The sequence below is a fragment of the Staphylococcus coagulans genome (assembly GCF_002901995.1).
GTDB classification, from domain to species: Bacteria; Bacillota; Bacilli; order Staphylococcales; family Staphylococcaceae; genus Staphylococcus; species Staphylococcus coagulans.
Genome location: NZ_PPQN01000011.1, coordinates 157,283 through 181,079, shown reverse-complemented (window position 1 = coordinate 181,079; position 23,797 = coordinate 157,283). Strand labels below are relative to the sequence as shown.

General features: G+C 35.9%; 23 protein-coding genes. 20 read left to right on the top strand and 3 right to left on the bottom strand.

Annotated features, from left to right (window positions below; translation table 11 throughout):
- Positions 1-164 precede the first annotated feature (164 nt).
- The 18 genes from accB to CD118_RS03085 all read left to right on the top strand — a co-directional run bounded on the left by accB (position 165) and on the right by CD118_RS03085 (position 18,013).
- Positions 165-626 carry an acetyl-CoA carboxylase biotin carboxyl carrier protein gene (gene accB, locus CD118_RS03170; protein WP_060829867.1) on the top strand — a complete coding sequence of 154 codons (462 nt, stop codon included), beginning with the start codon at positions 165-167 and terminating at the stop codon, positions 624-626.
- A gap of 1 nt (position 627) precedes the next feature.
- Entirely contained in the window at positions 628-1,983 is a 1,356-nt protein-coding gene (gene accC, locus CD118_RS03165; protein ID WP_050345583.1) for an acetyl-CoA carboxylase biotin carboxylase subunit, read from the top strand.
- Between the two features lie 20 nt (positions 1,984-2,003).
- The gene (locus tag CD118_RS03160; RefSeq protein WP_050330825.1) at positions 2,004-2,369 is read left to right on the top strand and encodes an Asp23/Gls24 family envelope stress response protein; all 366 of its coding nucleotides are present in this window, start codon (positions 2,004-2,006) and stop codon (positions 2,367-2,369) included.
- Between the two features lie 32 nt (positions 2,370-2,401).
- Positions 2,402-2,794, top strand: coding sequence for a transcription antitermination factor NusB (gene nusB / locus CD118_RS03155; RefSeq protein ID WP_050330826.1), 393 nt, complete (start codon positions 2,402-2,404; stop codon positions 2,792-2,794).
- Between the two features lie 8 nt (positions 2,795-2,802).
- Positions 2,803-4,149, top strand: coding sequence for an exodeoxyribonuclease VII large subunit (gene xseA / locus CD118_RS03150; RefSeq protein WP_060829868.1), 1,347 nt, complete (start codon positions 2,803-2,805; stop codon positions 4,147-4,149).
- Positions 4,133-4,357, top strand: a complete 225-nt coding sequence (locus tag CD118_RS03145; RefSeq protein ID WP_016425152.1) for an exodeoxyribonuclease VII small subunit — start codon at positions 4,133-4,135, stop codon at positions 4,355-4,357. The genes xseA and CD118_RS03145 overlap by 17 nt, the downstream gene beginning before the upstream one ends.
- The gene (locus CD118_RS03140) at positions 4,338-5,219 is read left to right on the top strand and encodes a polyprenyl synthetase family protein (protein ID WP_103356229.1); all 882 of its coding nucleotides are present in this window, start codon (positions 4,338-4,340) and stop codon (positions 5,217-5,219) included. The genes CD118_RS03145 and CD118_RS03140 overlap by 20 nt, the downstream gene beginning before the upstream one ends.
- A 69-nt stretch (positions 5,220-5,288) precedes the next feature.
- Positions 5,289-7,166 carry a 1-deoxy-D-xylulose-5-phosphate synthase gene (dxs, locus tag CD118_RS03135; protein ID WP_103356228.1) on the top strand — a complete coding sequence of 626 codons (1,878 nt, stop codon included), beginning with the start codon at positions 5,289-5,291 and terminating at the stop codon, positions 7,164-7,166.
- A 164-nt stretch (positions 7,167-7,330) separates the two neighbouring features.
- Positions 7,331-7,783 carry a transcriptional regulator AhrC/ArgR gene (ahrC, locus tag CD118_RS03130; protein ID WP_050330830.1) on the top strand — a complete coding sequence of 151 codons (453 nt, stop codon included), beginning with the start codon at positions 7,331-7,333 and terminating at the stop codon, positions 7,781-7,783.
- 13 nt (positions 7,784-7,796) lie between these two features.
- Positions 7,797-9,479 carry a DNA repair protein RecN gene (gene recN, locus CD118_RS03125; RefSeq protein WP_050345587.1) on the top strand — a complete coding sequence of 561 codons (1,683 nt, stop codon included), beginning with the start codon at positions 7,797-7,799 and terminating at the stop codon, positions 9,477-9,479.
- 6 nt (positions 9,480-9,485) lie between these two features.
- Entirely contained in the window at positions 9,486-10,379 is an 894-nt protein-coding gene (locus CD118_RS03120; RefSeq protein WP_060829870.1) for a phosphate acyltransferase, read from the top strand.
- Between the two features lie 62 nt (positions 10,380-10,441).
- Complete coding sequence (buk, locus tag CD118_RS03115; protein ID WP_103356227.1) at positions 10,442-11,500, top strand: butyrate kinase; 1,059 nt, start codon at positions 10,442-10,444, stop codon at positions 11,498-11,500.
- A 12-nt stretch (positions 11,501-11,512) separates the two neighbouring features.
- Positions 11,513-12,937 carry a dihydrolipoyl dehydrogenase gene (gene lpdA / locus CD118_RS03110; protein WP_103356226.1) on the top strand — a complete coding sequence of 475 codons (1,425 nt, stop codon included), beginning with the start codon at positions 11,513-11,515 and terminating at the stop codon, positions 12,935-12,937.
- Positions 12,938-12,958: 21 nt separating this feature from the next.
- Entirely contained in the window at positions 12,959-13,948 is a 990-nt protein-coding gene (locus CD118_RS03105; protein ID WP_103356225.1) for a thiamine pyrophosphate-dependent dehydrogenase E1 component subunit alpha, read from the top strand.
- A gap of 2 nt (positions 13,949-13,950) precedes the next feature.
- On the top strand, positions 13,951-14,934 hold the full coding sequence (locus CD118_RS03100; RefSeq protein WP_050330836.1) for an alpha-ketoacid dehydrogenase subunit beta: 984 nt from the start codon (positions 13,951-13,953) through the stop codon (positions 14,932-14,934).
- Positions 14,935-14,945: 11 nt separating this feature from the next.
- A complete protein-coding gene (locus CD118_RS03095; RefSeq protein WP_103356224.1) occupies positions 14,946-16,259 on the top strand; it encodes a dihydrolipoamide acetyltransferase family protein in 1,314 nt (437 codons plus the stop codon).
- 324 nt (positions 16,260-16,583) lie between these two features.
- Positions 16,584-17,021 carry a bacilliredoxin BrxB gene (brxB, locus tag CD118_RS03090; RefSeq protein WP_016425141.1) on the top strand — a complete coding sequence of 146 codons (438 nt, stop codon included), beginning with the start codon at positions 16,584-16,586 and terminating at the stop codon, positions 17,019-17,021.
- An 11-nt stretch (positions 17,022-17,032) separates the two neighbouring features.
- Entirely contained in the window at positions 17,033-18,013 is a 981-nt protein-coding gene (locus CD118_RS03085) for an aromatic acid exporter family protein (RefSeq protein WP_103356223.1), read from the top strand.
- Between the two features lie 72 nt (positions 18,014-18,085).
- Here the strand turns inward: CD118_RS03085 and prli42 are convergent, their stop codons facing one another.
- Positions 18,086-18,187: a stressosome-associated protein Prli42 gene (gene prli42, locus CD118_RS11950; protein WP_155976431.1), complete on the bottom strand. Its 102-nt coding sequence runs from the start codon at positions 18,185-18,187 to the stop codon at positions 18,086-18,088.
- Between the two features lie 321 nt (positions 18,188-18,508).
- On the opposite strand from prli42, the gene CD118_RS03080 reads away from it, so the two are divergent.
- A complete protein-coding gene (locus CD118_RS03080; protein WP_103356222.1) occupies positions 18,509-19,624 on the top strand; it encodes a tripeptidase T in 1,116 nt (371 codons plus the stop codon).
- 74 nt (positions 19,625-19,698) lie between these two features.
- Positions 19,699-21,102: an NADP-dependent phosphogluconate dehydrogenase gene (gene gndA, locus CD118_RS03075; RefSeq protein WP_103356221.1), complete on the top strand. Its 1,404-nt coding sequence runs from the start codon at positions 19,699-19,701 to the stop codon at positions 21,100-21,102.
- A gap of 106 nt (positions 21,103-21,208) precedes the next feature.
- Here gndA and CD118_RS03070 read toward each other — a convergent pair whose 3' ends face one another.
- Positions 21,209-22,066: an AraC family transcriptional regulator gene (locus CD118_RS03070; RefSeq protein WP_103356220.1), complete on the bottom strand. Its 858-nt coding sequence runs from the start codon at positions 22,064-22,066 to the stop codon at positions 21,209-21,211.
- A gap of 138 nt (positions 22,067-22,204) precedes the next feature.
- Positions 22,205-23,689: a glucose-6-phosphate dehydrogenase gene (gene zwf / locus CD118_RS03065; protein ID WP_050330843.1), complete on the bottom strand. Its 1,485-nt coding sequence runs from the start codon at positions 23,687-23,689 to the stop codon at positions 22,205-22,207.
- Positions 23,690-23,797 lie beyond the last annotated feature (108 nt).

Here is a 23,797-nt window from a genome sequence, read left to right as displayed (position 1 = left end):
AATAAAAAGGGCTTGCATCATGTTTTATACATCCGATGCAAGTCTTTTTTTGATTTAATGTTTTTCGATATGACAACACATGAATTACGACTTTTCTTGAATTGCCCCTTTCACTCAAGTAAAATAGTAAGGTAGAAATAATCAATCATAAGGGAGTAACCAAAATGAATTTTAAAGAGATTAAAGAATTAATCGATATTCTAGATCACTCTAACTTAACTGAAATTAATATAGAAGATAAAGGGACTATCGTTAATCTAAAAAAAGAAAAAGAAATTGTCACTCAACAAATTGCACCGACGCATCCTGTTGGAGCTCCTAATACATTTACTGAACAAGTATCATCAACACCTGATCAAAATATGAACCAAGCAACTTCAAGTGATGATCAACTTCAAACTATCAACGCACCAATGGTTGGTACATTCTATAAATCACCTTCACCAGAAGAAAGCGCATATGTTCAAGTTGGAGATCAAGTATCTAATGATACGACTGTCTGCATTCTTGAAGCGATGAAATTGTTTAATGAAATTCAAGCTGAAGTCTCAGGAGAAATCGTTGAAATTCTCGTTGAAGACGGACAAATGGTTGAGTATGGCCAAGCCTTATTCAAGGTGAAATAACATGAAAAAAATATTAATTGCAAACCGTGGTGAGATTGCAGTACGAATTATTCGTGCGTGCCACGAATTAGGTATCCAAACAGTAGCGATATATTCAGAAGGCGATAAAGATGCATTACATACTCAACTAGCTGACGAAGCCTACTGTGTAGGACCTAAGCAATCAAAAGATTCATATTTGAATATACCTAACATATTATCGATAGCGACATCGACTGGCTGCGATGCAATTCATCCAGGATATGGCTTTTTAGCAGAAAATGGGGATTTTGCTGAATTGTGTGAAGCGGTTCAACTTAAGTTTATAGGGCCAAGTTATGAATCTATTCAAAAAATGGGAATTAAAGATATTGCCAAAGAAGAGATGAAGCGCGCAAATGTACCTGTCGTACCCGGTAGTGAAGGATTAGTCAATACAATAGAAGATGCGATTCAAACTGCAGATAAAATTGGATATCCTGTTATTATTAAAGCCACAGCTGGTGGTGGCGGTAAAGGTATACGTATTGCACGAGACAAAGATGAATTGATTAATGGCTATAAAATGACTCAACAAGAAGCTGAAACTGCATTTGGTAATGGCGGTCTTTATTTAGAAAAATTTATCGAGAACTTCAGACATATTGAAATACAAGTTATTGGGGATGAACATGGCAATGTGATTCATTTAGGAGAACGCGATTGTACTATTCAACGGCGCATGCAGAAACTAGTCGAAGAATCACCATCACCAATTTTAACTGAAGAAAAAAGGAAAGAAATGGGCGATGCTGCAATAAGGGCAGCAAAAGCTGTTAATTATTTTAATGCGGGTACCATAGAGTTTATTTATGATTTGGATGAAAACCAGTTTTATTTTATGGAAATGAATACGAGAATCCAAGTTGAGCATCCTGTTACAGAAATGGTAACAGGTGTTGATTTAGTGAAACTACAGATAAAAGTTGCCATGGGTGAGCAACTCCCTTATAAACAAGAAGATATCAAGATCAATGGGCATGCGATTGAGTTCCGTATCAATGCAGAAAATCCTTATAAAAACTTTATGCCTTCACCTGGCAAAATCGAACAATATTTGACACCAGGCGGGTTTGGCGTTCGTATCGACTCTGCTTGTTATACAAATTATTTAATACCTCCGTACTATGACTCAATGGTTGCGAAACTTATCGTACATCAACCTACTAGAGCAGAAGCCATTATGTCTGGTTTACGTGCTTTGAACGAATTTGTAGTTTTAGGTATTGACACAACAATTCCATTTCATATCCGATTGTTAAACCATCCTGTTTTTAATGAAGGTTTCTTTAGCACAAAGTTTTTAGAGATATACGATATCATGAATAATGAAGATTAATTTGAATGGAGGTATTTCATATGGTTAAATCAATTGAAAATTTTAACCCAAATCTAGGTACAGTCGAAATCGTTCCCGAAGTTATTTCCTTAATTGCTAGTATTGCTGTTTCAGAAGTAAAAGGGGTACATGGTGTATTTTCTGACTTGAAAAATTCCACATTAGAACGTTTTGGACGCAAAAATTTAAGCAAAGGTATCAAAATTGACACGAAAGACAATGAAATTTTTATCGATGTCTATTGTTCATTACAATATGGCGTTAAAGTGTCAGAAACAGCATTGAAAGTTCAAGAATCCATTCATAGTGCTATTCATACAATGACTGCACTTTCACCACAACAAATTAATGTTCACATTACACATATAGAAATGGCTAAAAAATAGTCACTAATTTTTTAAGAACGGAGCGTAATAAATTGAGTAGAAAACAAGCGAGAAGTCAAGCTTTTCAAACATTATTTCAACTAGAAATGAAAGATACAGAACTAACAATCGATGAAGCCATTAGCTTTATTAAAGATGACTATCCCGATTTAGATTTTGACTTCATTAAATGGCTTGTTTCTGGTGTCAAAGACCACCAAAATGTGTTAGATGAAAAGATTAGCCCACATTTAAATGGTTGGACAATACCACGTTTACTAAAATCAGACCGCATCATTTTAAGAATGGCGACATTTGAAATTGATCATAGTGACACACCAGAAAAAGTTATTATTAACGAGGCTGTTGAATTGGCTAAACAATTTAGTGATGACGACAATTATAAATTTATCAATGGCGTATTAAGTCATATCAAAAGAAATTGAGTGATAACATGGAAAAATATTTAACAATTTCTGCGTTAACAAAATACATTAAATTCAAATTCGACCAAGATCCACATCTCCAATCTGTTCTAATCAAAGGTGAACTTTCAAATTTCAAAAGACATAGCAGTGGCCATCTTTACTTTGCTGTTAAAGATGCAGATAGCGTTGTTGCCGCTATGATGTTCAAAGCCCAAGCGGCACATTTGGATTTTGAACCTAAAGAAGGCGATCAAGTCCTCATTGAAGCACGTGTCTCTGTTTATGAACGTCGTGGTAATTACCAAATCTATGTAAACAAAATGCAACTTGACGGTGTTGGTAACTTATATCAAAAGTTCGAACAGTTAAAACTTAAACTCACAAAAGAAGGCTATTTTGATCAATCACATAAAAAATTAGTGCCAAAATATCCGAAAAAAATTGCAATATTAACCGCAAGCACTGGTGCTGCAATTCGTGATATTCAAAACACACTCAATAGCCGTTATCCTTTAGCAGAGCAGATTAAAATCAGTACCCTTGTACAAGGGGGTCAGGCTAAAAATGATATCATCGAAAAATTGCAATATGCAGATCGTTTAGATGTTGATGTCATCATTTTAGGTCGTGGCGGTGGCTCTATAGAGGATTTATGGAACTTTAATGAAGAAGAAGTGGTTAAAGCTATTTTTTCATGCCAAACGCCTGTCATTTCTGCTGTAGGTCATGAAACAGATACCACATTAAGCGATTATGTGGCAGATTTACGGGCTGCTACACCGACTCAAGCAGCTATGTTAGCTACACCTGATCAAAAAGAACTTTTGCAGATATTGGCAAAAAGTCGTCATTACTTAAATCGTTTTATAAAGCAATATTTAAAGCAAGCAACACAGCAATTGAATCAATATCAATCTTATTATAAATTTAAGCAACCTTCGCTTTTGTACGACCAACAAACACAAAAGCGCGACGACTTAGACCGAATGCTTCATCAGTCTATGCAATATCGTTTTCAATATGAAAAACAGCGCCTTCATATCATTCAGCAACGTATTCGCATCAAGTATTTTTATGATTATATTCAGCGTCAAAAACAGCAATCTTTGGATTTTAAAAGCGCATTGAATAAGCAAATGCAGCGTATCATCACACAAAAGAAGCAGCAGTTTGAACAAAAGTTGCTCACGCTTGATAATTTAAGCCCAACGAAAACAATGTTAAGAGGATACTCGATTGTGATGAAGGACGATAATGTAGTCACAAGTAGCCAAGATATTCACGAAGGTGACAATATTGAAGTCACAATGAAAGATGGGAAGCTAGATGCAACAATTAAAAAGGTAAGGTGGAATAATGACAACAGAAAATAATTCATTTGAAGAAATGATGCAAGAACTCGAATCAATTGTGAATCAGTTAGATAATGATACGATTTCTTTAGAAAAATCATTAGAACTGTATCAAAAAGGAATAGCACTATCAAAGTCATGTGAAACAACTTTAAAAAATGCAGAAAAGAAAGTTTCACAACTTATGGACGAAGAGGCAGATGAAAGTGATGAACCAAAATCTGAGTAACTTATTAGACCAATTTAACGAGGTATTGCATCGTTCAGTTAACGATACGAGTCTAAAAACCCGTTTAGAAGAAAGTATGCGTTATTCATTGGAAGCGGGAGGAAAGCGTATTAGACCCCTACTCTTGCTAGCAACCCTTCAAATGTTAAATCCAAAGCAATTAAAAAGTGGCTTTAGTGTCGCCTTAGGACTTGAAATGGTTCATACATATTCGTTAATACACGATGACTTACCTGCTATGGACGATGATGACTTAAGACGTGGTAAACCGACAAATCATACGGTTTATGGTGAATGGCTCGCAATACTCGCTGGTGATGCATTGCTTACCAAGGCATTTGAAATGATTACGAATAATGAAGACATTAGTGCAGAAAAAAAGGTGAAATTGATTCAATCCCTTAGTAAAGCAAGTGGCCATACAGGTATGGTGGGTGGCCAAGTTTTAGATATGCAAAGTGAAAATCAAGCGATTGATCTTAAGCAATTGGAACAAATTCATTCTCATAAAACGGGGGCACTTATTGTATTTGCAATTGAAGCAGCAACAATTATCGCACAACCCCCAGTTGAAGTAACACAGCAGTTAATTCAATTTTCTAAGCATCTTGGCGTCATATTTCAAATTAAAGACGACCTTTTGGACGTTTATGGTGATGCAGACCAGTTAGGTAAACCTGTAGGTAGTGATGAAGCCAACCATAAAAGCACATATGTTTCTTTACTAGGTCAAGCTGAGGCTGAGGTACAACTTCAAAACCATATTCAAAATGCGGAAGCACTGTTAAATCAGTTGTCCACAAACTATAACACAACCGATTTAATGCAATTATTAACGCTTTTTTATCAGCGACAGAATTAATTTCAATCTATACTATAAAAGTCATGTAATGTTATAATCATAATGACATAAAAATTAAGGGTGATTTCAATGGACGTAAGAAATATACAGGATCCTTCATTTTTAAAAAGTCTTTCTGTAAGTGAGCTTGAATCATTGAGTCACGATATAAGACAGTTTTTAATCCAAACATGTGCTGTAACCGGGGGGCATATCGGTGCTAATCTAGGTGTCGTTGAATTGACGATTGCTTTACACAAGCATTTTAATAGCCCCGAAGATAAAATTATTTGGGACGTAGGCCACCAAAGCTATACGCACAAAATTTTAACGGGTCGTGGTCATGATTTTAATACATTAAGACAATATAAAGGATTATGTGGATTTCCAAAATTAAAAGAATCTGAACATGATGTGTGGGAAGCCGGGCATAGCTCCACATCATTATCAGCAGCAATGGGCATGGCTAAAGCACGAGATATACTAGGTAAGCATAACCACATTGTCCCTGTAATAGGTGACGGTGCCCTAACTGGAGGAATGGCGCTTGAAGCTTTAAACAATATCGGCCATGATCGTACGAATATGACGATTATATTAAATGATAACGAGATGAGCATTGCACCTAACGTGGGTGCAATGCATAATATGTTAGGCCGAATTAGAATGAATCAAAGCTACAATCGTCTTAAAATCGATGCAGAAAGCGTGTTAAGTCGATTACCTGGGGGGAGCCGATTACGTGAATCTGCTGACCGTATTAAAGATAGTTTAAAATATTTAGTTGTAGATGGTGCATTTTTCGAGGAATTAGGTATTCGTTATATCGGACCTGTTGATGGCCACAATTTTGAAGAGTTGGAAAATGCGCTGACAGCTGCCGACTCGATTAATAAGCCTGTATTAATTCATGTGGTAACAAAAAAAGGTAAAGGTTATCATCCAGCCGAAAACGATAAGATTGGAACTTGGCATGGCCTTGGACCTTATAAACTTGATACCGGTGAGCAAATAAAAGGGCAACCTGTAGGACCATCATGGAGTCAATTGATGAGCGACGAAATTCTTTCATATGCTAAAAAGGATAGACGCGTTGTTGCGATTACACCTGCGATGCCAGTCGGTTCTAAACTCACTAAATTCCAATCTGAGCTTCCAGAACAGTTTTTTGACGTTGGTATCGCAGAGCAACATGCGGTTACAATGGCTGCTGGCCTTGCAATGGAAGGTATGAAACCATACGTTGCAATCTATTCAACTTTCTTGCAACGTGCATACGATCAAGTGTTACATGATGTAGATCGTCAAAATTTAAACGTTATTTTTGGTATTGATCGCTCAGGTTTAGTTGGTGCTGATGGCGAAACACATCAAGGTATCTTTGATGTTGGTTTCTTAACGCAATTTCCAAATATGACCGTTATGATGCCTAAAGATGAAAATGAAGCGAAGGATTTAATTTATACTGCTATGCATTATGAGCAAGGTCCAATCGCAATTCGTTATCCTCGTGGCAATGGATTAGGTGTTAAAATTAATGAAAATCGCAGTCATATCCCTATTGGCTCATGGGAAACTCTAACAGAAGGGGACGACATTGCTCTCATTAGTTACGGCCCTACAGTGTCAACACTCACGGAAGTGGCGGATGAATTATCAAAACTTGGCATCAAGGCCCGTGTTATTAATGCACGCTACATTAAGCCAATGGATGAGGCTACATTAAAGCAATTAGGTGAAATCAATATTCCAGTACTTACTGTAGAGGAAGGCATGCTTAATGGTGGATTGGGTAGTCAAATTGCTAATTATTTCACTGATCATTCATTTACAAATCGTGTCAAGCGCCTAGGTATTGATAATATTTATATCGAACATGGGAATGTAGACCAAATTCTTGAAGATTTAGGTTTAACATGCGAACCCCTTGTTCATACAGTACAAGAATTTTTAAATAAAAATCAGTAGTCAAATATGTATGGTTTAGCAGGGTTGGGACGTCAAGAAGTCTCAACCCCTTTTTGTTATTCTTAGTATGCATAAATGACTATACTTACGCATGTCTTGATTAGGTAAATCATATAAGATTATGGTAAAATCAATGTATAAATATTCGTTATGAGGTGTCAAATATGCCTAAAAAATCTGTGAGACATATAAAAATCAGAGAAATTATTTCTAATGAACAAATTGAAACACAAGACGAACTTGTAAAGCGCTTAAATGATTATGAAATGAATGTAACACAAGCCACTGTGTCTCGTGATATTAAAGAACTTCAACTGATTAAAGTTCCAGCCGCTAGTGGTCAATATATTTATAGCTTACCTAACGACCGACGCTATCATCCTTTAGAAAAGCTGGGTCGTTATCTTATGGATTCATTTGTAAAAATTGATAGTGCAAACAATTTGTTAGTATTAAAAACGTTACCAGGTAATGCGCAATCAATAGGTGCCATTCTCGATCAAATTGATTGGGAAGAAGTTCTAGGGACGATTTGTGGAGATGACACATGCCTTATTATTTGTAAAGACCATTTATCGGCAGATGAAATTAAGGCAAGAATATTCAATATGTTATAAGGGTGGATGTTAGATGTTACAAAGTCTCTCTATAAAACAATTTGCAATAATAGACACGCTAGATATTCAATTTTCAGACGGACTTACAGTATTAAGTGGTGAAACAGGTGCAGGTAAATCAATTATTATCGATGCTATTGGTCAATTAATTGGTATGCGCGCATCGTCCGATTTTGTCCGACACGGTGAGAAAAAAGCGATTATTGAAGGCATTTTCGATATTGATCACGCTGAAGAGGCAATACAAGAATTAAATGCGCTGGGTATTGATATTAATGAAGACTTCTTAATTGTAAAACGTGAAATATTTAGTTCGGGTAAAAGTATTTGCCGCATCAATAATCAAACCGTAACGCTACAAGATTTGAGGAAAGTGATGCAGGCATTGCTCGATATTCATGGACAACACGAAACTCAAACTTTACTTAAACAAAAATATCATATCGAATTACTTGATCGCTATTCAGACGGACAATATGCAGAAGCATTAAGCCAATATGAAGAGACATTTAATCAACATCACTCAAAAATTAAAGAGCTTGAAGCACTTGAATCTGCAGACCAAGCTTTGTTACAACGTCTGGACTTAATGAAATTTCAATATGACGAATTAAAAGAAGCCCAATTAAAAGAAGGCGAAATCGAACAATTAGAAATTGATATTAAGCGAATTCAAAACTCAGAAAACTTAAGTGTTGCACTTAATGCGGCTTATGAGACGTTGACCGACGAACAAGCAATCCCTGATAGACTTTATACATTAAGCACACATTTGCAGACAATTGATGAGATATTACCAGAAACATTTCAAAAACTGAAAGAAGATGTCGACCAATTCTACTATACTTTAGAAGATGCAAAACATCAGATCTATGATGAAATTAATCGAACTGATTTCGACGAGCAATATTTAAATGAACTTGAATCACGTATGAATTTATTAAACAACTTAAAAAGAAAATACGGAAAGGACATTTCTGAGTTAATCACGTATCAATCTAAAATCGCTGAGGAAATTGATAAGATTGAAAACTACGAAGAAAGCACTTCACAATTACGAAATGAGATAAAACAGTTATCTGCTCAGTTAATTGAGCATGGTCAGGTTTTGTCCAAAGAAAGAAGACTTGTCGCCCGACAACTGAGAGATCGGATTGTTAATGAAATACAGAATTTACAAATGAAGGACGCAAATCTCGAAATATCATTTAAGCCATACGACCAACCACAAAAAGAAGGTCTTGAACGTGTCGAATTTTTAATTAGTCCAAACAAAGGTGAACCTTTAAAAAGTTTAAATAAAATTGCAAGTGGTGGCGAATTATCACGTATTATGCTGGCATTGAAAAGTATTTTTGTGCGTTCCAGAGGACAAACAGCAATTCTATTCGATGAAGTGGATTCAGGTGTTTCAGGTCAGGCCGCTCAAAAAATGGCTGAAAAAATGAAAGAAATATCTGCTGTGATACAAGTCATCTGTATTTCTCATTTGCCACAAGTTGCGTCCATGAGTGACCATCATTTATATATCTCCAAACAAGAAAAAGAGGGGCGTACAACGACAACCGTACAAGAGCTAAACGGGGAATCTCGTATTACTGAAGTTGCTCGAATGATTTCAGGGGCGACTGTAACTGATCTTACAAAACAAAATGCGAAAGAAATGATAGAACAAAATCAAAGGCTTAAAGGATGATGTGATATGAATTTTAAAGCATTACTAAAAGGGCATCAAAATTTTAGTGGAACCATTGCAATGATTAATGCAACTGAAGAGCCATTAATCAACGTGATTGTTGAAGTTTTGAATAAAACTAAAGCGGAATTTATATTATACAATTATCAAGATGCTTCAGAGATGATACGTTCATTTGACCTATCGCCAGAGTTATTAACACGCATTCATATTCATACATTTGAATCTCAAGATGAAGCAATAGAACACTGTTTAGACGATCTCTATCATCAAAAAGCACATATCTTGATGAAAGGGCAAATCCCGACTGCTCAAATTTTATCAGCAGTGTTAAAAAGAAATGCAGTGGATTCAAAACCTTTTCTCAATCATCTTGCAATATGTGAAATACCGACTTATCACAAATTACTCATGATTTCTGATGTAGCCTTAAATATCGACCCTTCAGTTGAAGATACGAAAGCAATGATTAATAATATTGTCCGTTTTGCGAGACAACTAGACTATGACTCATTAAATATTGCACTTTTATCATCCGTTGAAAAAGTCAGTAGCAAAATCCCTTCAACTTTAAAAGCGCAAACATTACAGCAATTTTATGGGTTGCATCCTATCGATGAGGATATCCTAATTGAAGGGCCGTATGCTTTAGATAATGCAATTGATAAGAAAAGTGCAATCCAAAAAGGGATACACACGAAAGTAGCTGGCAATGCTGATGTCTTAATCGTACCTGGTCTTGATGCAGGAAATGTTCTCTATAAATCGCTTACTTACTTTGGCCATGCAAAAGTTGCGAGCTTGATTTTAGGCGCACGCTTTCCTATTGTACTTACATCTAGAGCAGATAGTATAGAAAATAAAGTGAACTCAATATTGGTTGCGCTAAAATTTATTTAGCGTTCTGTTTCGCAACCATTATATAAAATGGAATTTGTTGAAGTTTTGAAAGAAGGTATTCTATGGTAACGACACTCGTTTTAAATCTTGGTAGTACATCGAGTAAATATGCAATCTACCGTAATGATGAATGTATTTTAAATGAAAATATTAAACATTCAAGTTCAGTTATTAATCAAACTTTGTTAGAACAAGAACAAACACGTCAACAATTGATTGAACAAGATTTATTATCTCATCATCAAACACTTGATAATATAGATATTATTGCCTGTCGTGGCGGTTTACTAAAGCCATTGTCAGGCGGAACCTATGAAGTGAATATAGCCATGTATAACGACCTTAAATCATTTGATTATGGTGCTCATGCTGCGAACTTAAGTGCAATGATTGGTTATCGTTTAGGTCAAAAATATCATATTCCCGTATTTACAACTGATCCTGTTGTTGTAGACGAATTAATCGATGAAGCACGTGTGACAGGGATACCGGATATCCAACGACGCAGTGTTTTTCACGCACTCAATCAAAAAGCGATGGCTCGCAAATATGCGAAAAGCATTAATAAAAACTATGAAGATGTCCATGTGATAGTCGCCCACATGGGTGGCGGGATTAGTATTGGTGCCCATCAACAAGGTCGTGTCATCGATGTCAACGAAGCACTATATGGCGAAGGACCAATGGCTATGGATAGAGCAGGAAGTATACCGAATGATTTACTGATAACTTATATGGAGAGGAATCAGTTATCTGCTGAAAAGTTAAATGCAATTCTCAGTCGTGAATCTGGACTGACTGCGTATTTTGGGACTTCAAATTTGAAAGAAATCATGATGTCTTACGATACGGATGAAAAAGTACGACTTTTCATTGGTGCAATGGCACTTCAAATTTCAAAAGTGATTGGAGAACGTGCTGCTATTTTGAAAGGAAAAGTTGATCAAATTATTTTAACAGGTGGAATGAGTTATAATGAGCAACTCGTTGAATTGATCTCAACTTACGTAGATTGGATCGCACCTATTTCTGTTTATGCCGGAGAACATGAAATGACAACGTTGGCCGACCAATCACAACGTGCATTTAACCAAGAAATATCAATCCAAACGTATCGATAGGAGATAAATATTATGACAAAAGAAAAATATGATGTCGTTATTTTAGGTGGTGGCATTGCAGGTTATTCTGCTGCAATAAGGGCGAGTCAATTAGGAAAAAATGTGGCCTTAGTAGAAAAATCAAAAGTTGGAGGCACATGTTTACATAAGGGATGTATCCCAACAAAATCTTTTCTCAAATCAGCTGAAGTCTATCATTTAATGCAAAATGCCGATCAATATGGGATTCAAGCAGAGCCTTCTACATTTCAGTTTAGCCTCCCACAAGTGATGGAACGCAAGAATCGAATTGTAGAAACAATGCATCAAGGCGTTCAAAGTTTAATGAAGCAACATAAAATCGATGTATTTAATGGGGTTGGTCGCTTGTTAGGTGCTTCTATTTTCACACCGCAAAGCGGAACAGTTTCAGTTGAATATGAAGACGGATCTTCTGAATTATTACCTAATGATTATGTTCTGATCGCAACAGGATCAAACCCACTGGCGCTGCCATTTTTACCTTTTGATCACGAACAAATTTTAAGTAGTGATGACATGATGACGTTAACCGCACTACCTCAGTCAATGACGATTATCGGGGGTGGCGTCATAGGGTTAGAATTTGCATCATTTTTGAGTAGCGTTGGTGTCAAAGTCTATGTCATAGAGGCAGGTCCAAGAATCCTTCCTAGTGAAAGTCAACAGAGTAGTCGTCTGATTCAAAAAGAATTAGAGCAACAGGACGTCACTTTCTATACAAATACAGCACTCAATAAGGAAGATATTGAAATTCATACTGATAAAGTAACTTTTAATGTTGAACATCCTTTCTCTACTGAGAAAGTTCTTGTTTCAATCGGTAGAAGTGTAAATACGCAGGACATTGGGCTTAACAATACAAAGGTTGAGCTAAATGAAAAGCAGATGATTTTAACGAATGCATGGATGCAGACAGCGGATCAACATATTTATGCTGCAGGCGATGTGATTGGTCATCTACAATTAGCGCATGTTGGTGCACGGGAAGGCGTTATAGCCGTTGAACATATGTTTAATGAAAATCCATTACCAATAGACTATAATCAAATGCCAAAATGTGTTTATTCATCACCAGAAATTGCATCTATAGGGGTGAACCAAGAAACAGCGAAACAAAAAGGATTGAACTTTAAAATTGTTAAGGCGCCATTTAGAGCGAACGGAAAAGCGATGATTGAATCAGCCAATCAACCTGAGGGTTTTGCTGAACTTTTATTTGATAAAGATTCAGAAAGTTTTATTGGCGCTACACTCGTGGGTCCACATATGACTGAATTAATTAATGAACTTAGCGTATTACAATTTATGAATGGTTCAGCTTTAGAATTGGGCTTATCTACACATGCACACCCATCGATTTCTGAATTAATAATGGAACTCGGTCTTAAAATGAATAATCAATCTATCCATATATAGATATGAAGGAGGGAAATGAATATGAAAGATTATAAAAGTCTAGGACTAGAAGTTGATGATTTAAAGATAATTTATCAAGCAATGGACTTAGGAAGAAAACTTGATGAGCGAATGTGGTTATTAAATCGAGCAGGTAAAATCCCATTCGTAATTAGTTGTCAAGGGCAAGAAGCAACTCAAATTGGGACTGCTTATGCACTTCAAAAAGGAGATGTAACAGCCCCTTATTATCGAGACCTCGCACTCGTTACTTATTTAGGGATGACTCCATTAGAAACAATGCAATCAGCATTCGGTAAAAGAGACGATATTAGCTCTGGCGGAAAACAAATGCCTTCACATTTTAGTAAAAAAGAAGTAGGGATTATGTCTCAAGGTTCATCTGTTGCCACTCAAATATTACATGCTGTAGGTGCGGCATTGACATTTAAAATGGATAACAAACAACAGGTCGCGTTGACAACACTTGGCGAAGGAAGTTCTAACCAAGGCGACTTTCATGAAGGGCTTAATTTTGCAGGCGTTCACGATTTACCATTTATTTGTTTAATAGAAAACAATAAATATGCAATCTCAGTTTCTAAAGAATTGCAGTATGGCGCTGAACAACTCTCAGACCGTGCTAAAGGTTATGGTATGTTTGGAGAAACAGTTGATGGAAATGATCCTATCGCGGTTTATGGTGCTATTAAAGCTGCTCGAGAACGCGCGATTAACGGTGAAGGCGCTACACTCATTGAAGCAATGTGCACACGATTAACAGCACACTCCTCCGACGATGATGACCGTTATCGTTCTAATGAAGAAAAAGCGCAAGATAAAGAAAATGATTGTAATTTAAAATTCAAATCTTATCTCATCGATAATGAATTAGTCGATTGTGATTGGTTTGATGAAATCGAGCAAGAGAATCAAGCCATTGTAAATAAAGCAACAAAAGAGGCTGAAGCTTCACCTTATCCTGATGCATCAGAAACTTACCAATATGTCTATGAAGAAGGAGGGCTTTAAACATGGCTAAAATTACTTACTTAGAAGCAATTAAACAAGCGTTGGATCTTTCTTTAGAACAAGACCCTCAAACATTTATATTAGGTGAAGATGTGGGTAAAAAGGGAGGCGTATTTGGCGTTACAGCAGGTTTACAAGAGAAATATGGCAAGTATCGGGTATTAGATACACCATTGGCTGAATCAAATATAGTCGGTTCAGCTATAGGTGCAGCCATGATGGGCAAACGTCCGATTGCTGAAATACAGTTTGCCGAGTATATTCTACCTGCAACAAACCAAATTATGAGTGAAGCTGCAAAATTACGTTATCGTTCTAATAATGATTGGCACGCACCTTTAACAATTCGTGCCCCATTTGGAGGTGGCATACATGGCGCTTTATACCATTCCCAAAGTATTGAAAGTGTGTTTGCGTCAACACCAGGTTTAACAGTTGTCATTCCTTCAACACCGTATGATGCGAAAGGTTTATTACTTGCTTCTATCGCATCTAATGATCCTGTGCTCTTTTTTGAACATAAAAAGGCATATCGATTATTAAAAGAGGAAGTACCAGAAACGTTTTACACTGTACCGTTAGGCAAAGCAGATGTTAAGCGTGAGGGTAGAGACATTACAGTATTTTCATATGGACTTGCAGTTAATTATTGTTTACAAGCCGCTGATGTATTAAAAGATGAAAATATTGATGTTGAGGTTGTAGATTTACGGACGGTATATCCACTTGATCAAGAAACGATTGTCCGTTGCGCGAAAAAAACAGGTAAATGTTTGTTAGTTACTGAAGATAATAAAGAAGGAAGTATTTTATCTGAAGTGGCAGCAATTATCGCTGAAAATTGCTTATTTGATTTAGATGCGCCAATTATGCGACTTGCTGGTCCTGATGTGCCAGCAATGCCATTTTCGCCTCCACTCGAAGACGAATTTATGATTAATCCAGATAAAATAAAAAATAAAATGCGTGAACTTGCGCGCTTTTAAGGAGGGTCATCATGGAAATTAAAATGCCAAAACTTGGAGAAAGTGTCCATGAAGGAACGATTGAGCAGTGGTTAGTCAATGAAGGCGATCAAATCGAAGAATATGATCCTTTATGCGAAGTCATTACAGATAAAGTTACAGCCGAAGTGCCTTCTTCATATACTGGTACAATCACTAAAATTATTGCACAAGCAGGCGAAATAATCGAAGTCGGTGCAGTGATATGCGAAATGGAAGTTGTAAATCATGATGCAGATTTATCCGTAAGTACATCTAGTGAACAGCAAGAAGAATCAACATCGACTGAAGCCATACATGCAGCTCAATCTGTAGCTTCTAATCAAGATAAAGCGGATACTAAAGTTAAAAATAACGGCCGTTTTTCACCAGTCGTATTTCGTCTAGCATCGGAACATAATATTGATTTAGCAAATGTAGAAGGTACTGGTTTTGAAGGTCGTGTGACAAAGAAAGATATTGAAGCGCATATCGCAGGCCAAGGGATAGCATCTCAAGCAACGCAAACATCCGAAACATCTGGAACACACAACCAGACTGTTGAAGAACCAGTCGTTCAGGAGCCAGCTACAAATCATGAAAATACGCATGTTTCATCACATGACAAGCATTCACAAACCATTCCAATTAACGGTGTACGCAGACAAATTGCTAAAAAAATGGTACAAAGTGTTCAAGAAATTCCACATGCTTGGATGAAAGTAGAAGTGGATGCCACTGAATTAACTAAAACTAGAAATCACTATAAAGCACAGTTTAAAGCACAGGAAGGCTATAATTTAACTTATTTTGCCTTTTTTGTAAAAGCTGTTGCTGAAGCTTTGAAAAAATATCCACTTCTCAATAGTACGTGGCATGAAGATGAAATTATTCTTCATTCAGATGTGAATATTTCAATCGCTGTCGCGCATGAAGATAAACTATTCGTACCTGTTATTCACCATGCGGATGAAAAATCCATCAAAGGTATTGCGCGTGAAATCAATGAATTAGCGCAAAAAGCACGTCGCCATCAATTAACTCATGAAGATATGCAAGGCGGTACTTTTACTGTCAATAATACAGGGACATTCGGCTCTGTAAGCTCTATGGGCATTATTAATCATCCACAAGCTGCAATACTTCAAGTGGAATCGATTGTAAAGCGACCTGTTGTCATTGATGATATGATTGCAATCCGTCAAATGGTCAATCTCTGTCTATCTATAGATCATCGTATACTTGATGGTTTACAGGCAGGGCAATTCCTAAATGAAGTAAAACAACGTATTGAAAGCTACACTGTAGAGCATACGCAAGTATATTAATCTGAAAATAACGATTCAAATCTTATAGTACAAGCTAAATTCTTTCATTGTACTAGGTCTAGGATAATACAATTTAAGTTATTTAAAAAAGCATCAGCATTTTATATAATAATCATAAAGAAAAGGTTGGGCATGTAGCGCTCAACTTTTTCTTTTTATGAAAAATATACATCTGCTTTTGATGTATTATATAGGGAATCATATCGGTTACCTTCTGTATGAATATTTGCTCGACATTAAAAGCGGACATAGAATGATTGCAGTCCACATGAACGTTTAGTAAAATAAAAATAGTTCAAGCCTAATGTATGGAGGAATGTCAAAATGGATTTAAATTTTGATTTATATATGAATAATGTCGTTCAGCAAGCGCGTTCAGAAATGGACCATGCTGGTTATGAACAATTAACGACAGAAGAAGAAGTGGATCAAGTTTTCAAGCAAGAGGGTACAACTTTAGTCATGGTGAATTCTGTATGTGGCTGTGCAGGAGGAATTGCTCGTCCAGCTGCAATGCACGCTTTACATTACGATGTGTTGCCTGACCGTCTTGTTACAGTATTTGCCGGTCAAGATAAAGAAGCGACTCAACGTGCAAGAGATTATTTCGAAGGGTATGCACCATCTAGTCCTTCTTTTGCACTGATGAAAGATGGCAAAATTACTGAAATGGTGGAACGTCACCAAATCGAGGGACACGATACAATGGATGTCATCACTCAATTGCAACGTTTGTTTGATCGCTACTGTGTTGAAAAGTAGGGTGACGTCGCATGTTACGTTTAAATCCATACCGTATCGGATTAAGAACGATTAAAACTGCGATAGGCATGGCACTAGGTGTAATCATTGCACAGCTTTTAGGGTTGGATAATTACGCATCTAGTGCTATTTTAGTTGTTTTATGTATCAAAGATACAAAAATGAACTCTGTACATGCCATCGTTTCTCGTTTTATTTCCTGTCTTATCGCTATCGCCTTTGGAGCAACGATTTTCACTTTACTCGGTCAACATGCTTGGGTACTCGGCTTAATTGTTTTATTTTTTATTCCTACAACAGTAATGATTAACATGCAAGAAGGTGTCGTCACAAGTATTGTCATTTTACTTCACTTTTTTAATGCAAAAGTAATCAATTTTGACCTAGTAATCAATGAGATTTTATTGTTAATCGTTGGCTTATCCATCGCTTTTACAATGAATACGATTATGCCAAATCTCGATCACGCATTATCGAAATATAAGCGGGAGATAGAATCTCAAATTAAACGGATTTTCTATGTGTACAGCGATGCCTGCGCTCAACATAACAATCATCCTAATGTTTCATTTGTTTCTCTTTCTAAAACAATACAAGAAGCAAAATCACTCGCTTTTAGAGATGTTAAAAATCACTTTGTACGTAATGAAAATAGTTACTATCATTATTTCGACATGCGAGAAGACCAAGTTGAAATTTTAAAACGGATTAAGGATCATATCGAACATATTCATGCTGATGATGTCATGAGCGCGCGTGTCTCTCATTTATTTAAAGAAATGGCGGAAAATGTGAATGAAAATAACTATACAGCGTTACGCCTTCACACACTTTACCAAATTCGTTTGGAAATCGAACAATTGCCTTTACCCACCACACATGAAGAGCTTCATACACGCTCAAGTATGATACAAATTTTATATGATACTGAAGAATATTTAACGATTAAATCTAAATTTGGATCACTAAAAATGCACCACGAAGTTCAATAGTCGCCTGAAATATTCGATAAAAGAAATATAAAAAGCTGATGTCCCCATGAGACATCAGCTTTTTAACATCCACTACATACTTAACAAAGGTGCGACACCTGTTAAAATAAGTGACGCGACGATTGCTAAAAGCATGACAATTAATAAAACTTTTCTAACCTTTTTATTTAACAAAATCTACGCCTCCAAGTCATCATCTCGAAATTTGACTATACATTCATGGTTTTAAAAATGACATCAACTGTACTTCATCCCTCGATGAAAACCATCGATAACATCACAATAAATAGCCAATTCATTGATACTTACGTTAAATACGTCACTATTAAATGAACTTAATACCGTTGACGCTTATCATCAATGACTAATAACGAAATTATAACATTCATTAATTCAAAACGCCAAAGCAATTTTAACTATGCTTCAAAATTAGATATTTTGCATAATGTGGGTTTTTCGATAAAATGACATTAAAGTTAAAAGGAAGGTGACATAATGGTTAATGAAGAAAGATTGTTAAATACATTTCTTGAATTAGTTCAAATTGATTCTGAAACAGGGCACGAAGAAATCATTCAACCCATCTTAAAACATAAATTCGAGACTTTGGGATTAAAAGTTGTTGAAGACCAAGCACGACAAGAAACAGGATTTGGTGCAAATAATTTAATCTGTACATTACCAGCCACTCATACAGAGTATGACAAAATTTATTTTACGAGTCACATGGATACTGTTGAGCCAGGTCGAAGTGTGAAGCCTGTTATCAAAGCAGATGGTTTTATTTATTCAGATGGAACTACTGTTTTAGGGGCAGATGATAAAGCAGGTTTAGCGGTTATATTTGAAGTTCTTGAAGTGATACAAGAGCAAAATCTTCAACACGGACAAATTCAATTTGTGATTACAGTCGGAGAAGAATCAGGCTTAGTAGGGGCTAAAGCATTAAGAAAAGACGATCTAGATGCTGATTATGGATATGCTATTGATTCTTCAGTTCCTGTCGGGCATATCACTACTGGGGCACCTTATCAATCAAAAGTTAATGCAACAATTCATGGTAAAAAAGCACATGCGAGCACACCTGATGAAGGCATTAGTGCTATCAATATTGCAGCAAAAGCCATCAGTCAAATGAAATTAGGACAAATTGATCATGAAACAACAGCAAATATTGGAAAGTTCCAAGGGGGAGGTCCCACAAATGTCGTCACTGATCTCGTTAATATATGGGCAGAAGTACGCTCTCATTCAAAAGAAAAATTAGATGCACAAATCGAACATATGGAGAAAACCTTTCAATCGACTGCAGAGCAATTTAATTGTCATGCAGAAGTTGAAACTTCACTCTCTTATCCAGGCTTTCGAATTCAGCCTGAAGACAAAGTGTATCAAATTGCTGAACAAGCTTCCCGTGCGCTTGGCTTTGATATGCAAGCCAATGTCGGTGGCGGCGGTTCAGACGGCAACATCATTAATAAATTAGGTATTCCTTCTGTCATTTTAGGCGTCGGCTATGAAAAAATACACACGACAGACGAACGTATTTCTAAACAATCTTTAAATGATTTAGCAAATTACGTTCTTAAAATCATTGAAATCGCTAAATAAGATTGCGAAAGTGTTTCATGACTTATTATATGGTACAATAAGTCCGTAATTTATAAATAAGAGAGGTTAGTAAAATGACACAACAAATTGGTGTAGTAGGTTTAGCCGTAATGGGTAAAAACCTAGCTTGGAATATTGAATCCCGTGGCTACAGTGTATCAGTATTTAATCGTTCTTCTGAAAAAACAGATTTAATGGTTGAAGAATCTAAAGGAAAAAACATCGTTCCAACTTATTCAATTGAAGAATTTGTAAATTCTTTAGAAAAACCACGTAAAATATTATTAATGGTTAAAGCTGGTGAAGCTACAGATAAAACAATCGAAAGTTTATTACCTTTACTTGATAATGACGATATTTTAATTGATGGTGGTAATACAAACTATTTAGATACGATTCGTAGAAATAAAGCATTAGCTGAAAGTGGTATTAACTTTATCGGAATGGGTGTTTCCGGTGGTGAAGTAGGTGCCCTAACTGGTCCTTCAATGATGCCTGGTGGACAAAAAGAAGCTTATGAAAAAGTGGCAGACATTTTAGAAGCTATCTCTGCTAAAGCGAAAGACGGAACACCTTGTGTGACTTATATTGGACCAAACGGTGCTGGTCATTACGTTAAAATGGTACATAATGGTATCGAGTATGCAGATATGCAACTTATTGCTGAAAGTTATATCATTATGAAAGATTTACTCGGTATGCAACATGAAGAGATTTCTCAAACATTCAAATCTTGGAATGCTGGCGAGTTAGAAAGTTACCTTATTGAAATCACTGGAGATATCTTTACAAAATTAGATGAAAATGGCGAACCCCTTGTTGAAAAAATCATGGACCAAGCTGGACAAAAAGGTACTGGTAAATGGACATCGATTAACGCTTTAGAATTAGGAGCACCATTAACAATCGTTACTGAATCTGTATTTGCACGTTTTATTTCTTCATTAAAAACACAACGTGTCAATGCTTCAAAACTTTTAAATGGTCCTTCTGCTTCATTTGAAGGGGATAAAGAAGCATTTCTTGAAAAAATCCGTCGCGCTTTATACATGAGTAAAATTTGTTCATATGCGCAAGGATTTGACCAAATGAAATCTGCAAGTGAAGACAATAATTGGAATTTACAATTAGGCGAACTTGCGATGATTTGGAGAGAAGGTTGTATCATTCGTGCGCAATTCTTACAAAAAATTAAAGATGCTTACGACAAAGACAATCAATTACAAAATCTTTTATTAGATGATTACTTTAAAGATATTGTTACAGAATATCAATCTGCATTGCGTGATGTCGTGGCAACAAGTGTTCAAAACGGTATTGCAATTCCTGGTTTTGCAGCAAGTATTAACTACTATGATAGTTATCGTTCAGCTGAATTACCTGCTAACTTAATCCAAGCACAACGCGATTACTTTGGTGCGCACACTTACCAACGTAAAGATAAAGAAGGTACATTCCATACACATTGGACAGAGTAATTCATTTTGGATGATATAAATTGATTAAAAAAAGAGACTTCGCAAGCAATAAGTTGCGAGTCTCTTTTTAATATCTTTATTTAAACGCTATCTGTAACTTCAAATATTATTCATCGTCAATATTGACTGGTACGCAAAGTTGTACTTTCGTAAATGGATCCTCAAAAGAAATCTCAAATGGATAAATTTCAACGTAAAGACTATTACGCTCAAAAGGTAAAGTCAGTTGTAAACTAGTTTCTATGTAATGCCAAGCTTCACTTGTGACATAATCAATCTCTCCTTGTAAATTAAACAATGCAAATTGACGTTCAGCAAAGAAACGATCTTCTAAATGTGCAGGCAAACGCTCACTTGGCACACCTACAAAAACTTCCAAGCCCTGGTCTAAAGGACAGCTTACAACAAATAATTCGCTAGGACTGCGATCATTATAGCGGATCATCTCTTTCAATCGGCCATCTGCTTTCAAATCCTCAAGAAAGTCAGGCACAATAAAATGATTATCTAATTCATTAGAAGGGATAAAACGAGAATGTCCCACTAAAGTATAGCCTCCCATATTATCAAGACGATAAGGAAGTGGGGGACGTGAAGTTGTTGATAATTTCAAATACAATCTTTCTTGCATTTTCAATTGATCTTGCTTCAATTTAGCTTGTAACGGCGAAACCCCATGATAATCACTAAAATCATGTGCAAAATCATTCACATCTTCATAATGATAGCGTTTAGCCACATTGATTAACCGATTTGCACCTTGAATTAAATCTTTGGCAGCTAACGTTAATCGTCTAGCTCGACAATATTCACGAGGGGTTTGGCCTATAATCATCGTAAAAGATTGTTCTAAATGATAAGGAGAAATTTCAACGTATTCACTTAATGTTTGCAAATCAAACGATTCTAAAAGATGATCTTCCATATAGACTATAGCACGTTGCAACTGTTTGATAACGTCCAAAATTTTCACTCCCTATACTCTTAAAACTCACGACATACGATTTTTCGTATCTAGTTATCAATTATATAACAAAAAACAGCTAAGTGATACTAAAACCGTATCTCTTAGCTCATTTTCTATTAACCTTATGTTTTTAAATTATTGAATGTCATTCCACCATTTAAAACCATCTCTGCTTAGCAATAAATCACTATCTAACGGACCATCTGTTCCAGATTCATAATTAGGAAATTCTGGTTCAAATTTATCCCAAGCTTCTTGAATTGAATCGACAAATTTCCATGTTGATTTCAATTCTTCCCAATGCGTAAAGTTTGTCGCATCACCTTTTAAGCAATCATATAGCAAGTTTTCATATGCATCGACCGTATTCATTTTATCTTGTGCACTCATCGCATAAGACAATTGAACGGGTTCAGTTTCAATTCCTTGTACATATTTTTTACCATTCAGATGAATAGAAACGCCTTCGTTCGGTTGAATATTGATGACAAGTAAATTAGAATCTAAATGTTTATCTTTTTGATAATAAAGGTTCATAGGAACTTCTTTAAATTCAACCACAACTTGAATTGATTTACGTTTTAAACGTTTACCGGTACGGATATAAAATGGAACACCAGCCCATCTAAAGTTATCAATGAGCACTTTCCCAGAAACAAAAGTAGGGGTCTTAGAATCAGAAGCAACTTTATCTTCTTCACGATACGCTTTCACTTGTTGACCGTCAATCGTTCCACGATCATATTGTCCTCTAACAAACTGTTGACGTACTTCTTCTGGTTTTAACACGTGCATAGATTTTAAAACTTTAACTTTTTCTGCTCGAATGTCGGCACTATTCAAACTAATAGGCGGCTCCATTGCCAATAATGCTACCATTTGTAACATATGGTTTTGCACCATATCTTTTAAAGCACCACTAGATTCATAATAGCCACCACGATCTTCAACACCTAATATTTCTGATGAAGTGACTTGAATATTTGAAATATATTTATTATTCCATAAAGGTTCAAACATTGCATTACTAAAACGTAAAACTTCAATATTTTGAACCATATCTTTTCCTAAATAGTGGTCAATTCTAAAGATTTCTTCTTCTTTGAAAGAACGTCGTATTTGTTTATTTAATTCTTCCGCGGATTTCAAATCACTACCGAACGGCTTTTCAATGACTAAACGTTTAAAGCCTTCTGTATTTGTTAAGCCAGAAGATTTTAAATAATCTGTTACGATGCCAAAAAATTGGGGCGCCATCGCAAGATAAAAGACACGGTTACCCCCTAAAGAGAATGTACGATCTAAGGATTCACTTAACTCTAATAGTGTTTGATAACTTGCTTCATCATTCACATCATGGGGTTGATAAAAGATATGTTGCATAAATTTGTCTAAATGTTTTGTATCTTGGACATGCGCTTGAATAGATGCTTTTACTTGTGCTCTAAAATCATCGTTAGTCAATTGACGTCTACCGATACCAATAATCGCTACTCTTTCATCTAAATTATCTTGTTGATAGAGATGAAAAAGGGAAGGGAATAATTTACGGTGACTTAAATCACCAGTTGCGCCGAATATGGTAATAAGCGCTGGAATATGATTATTTGTCTTATTCAAGATTCAAAACCTCAATTCTTTTTATATTGAATATGTGTACATTATAAAGCATATCGCACATAATGACATACAATTCTGCTTTCATGATATACAGTCAGATTTCGTTAC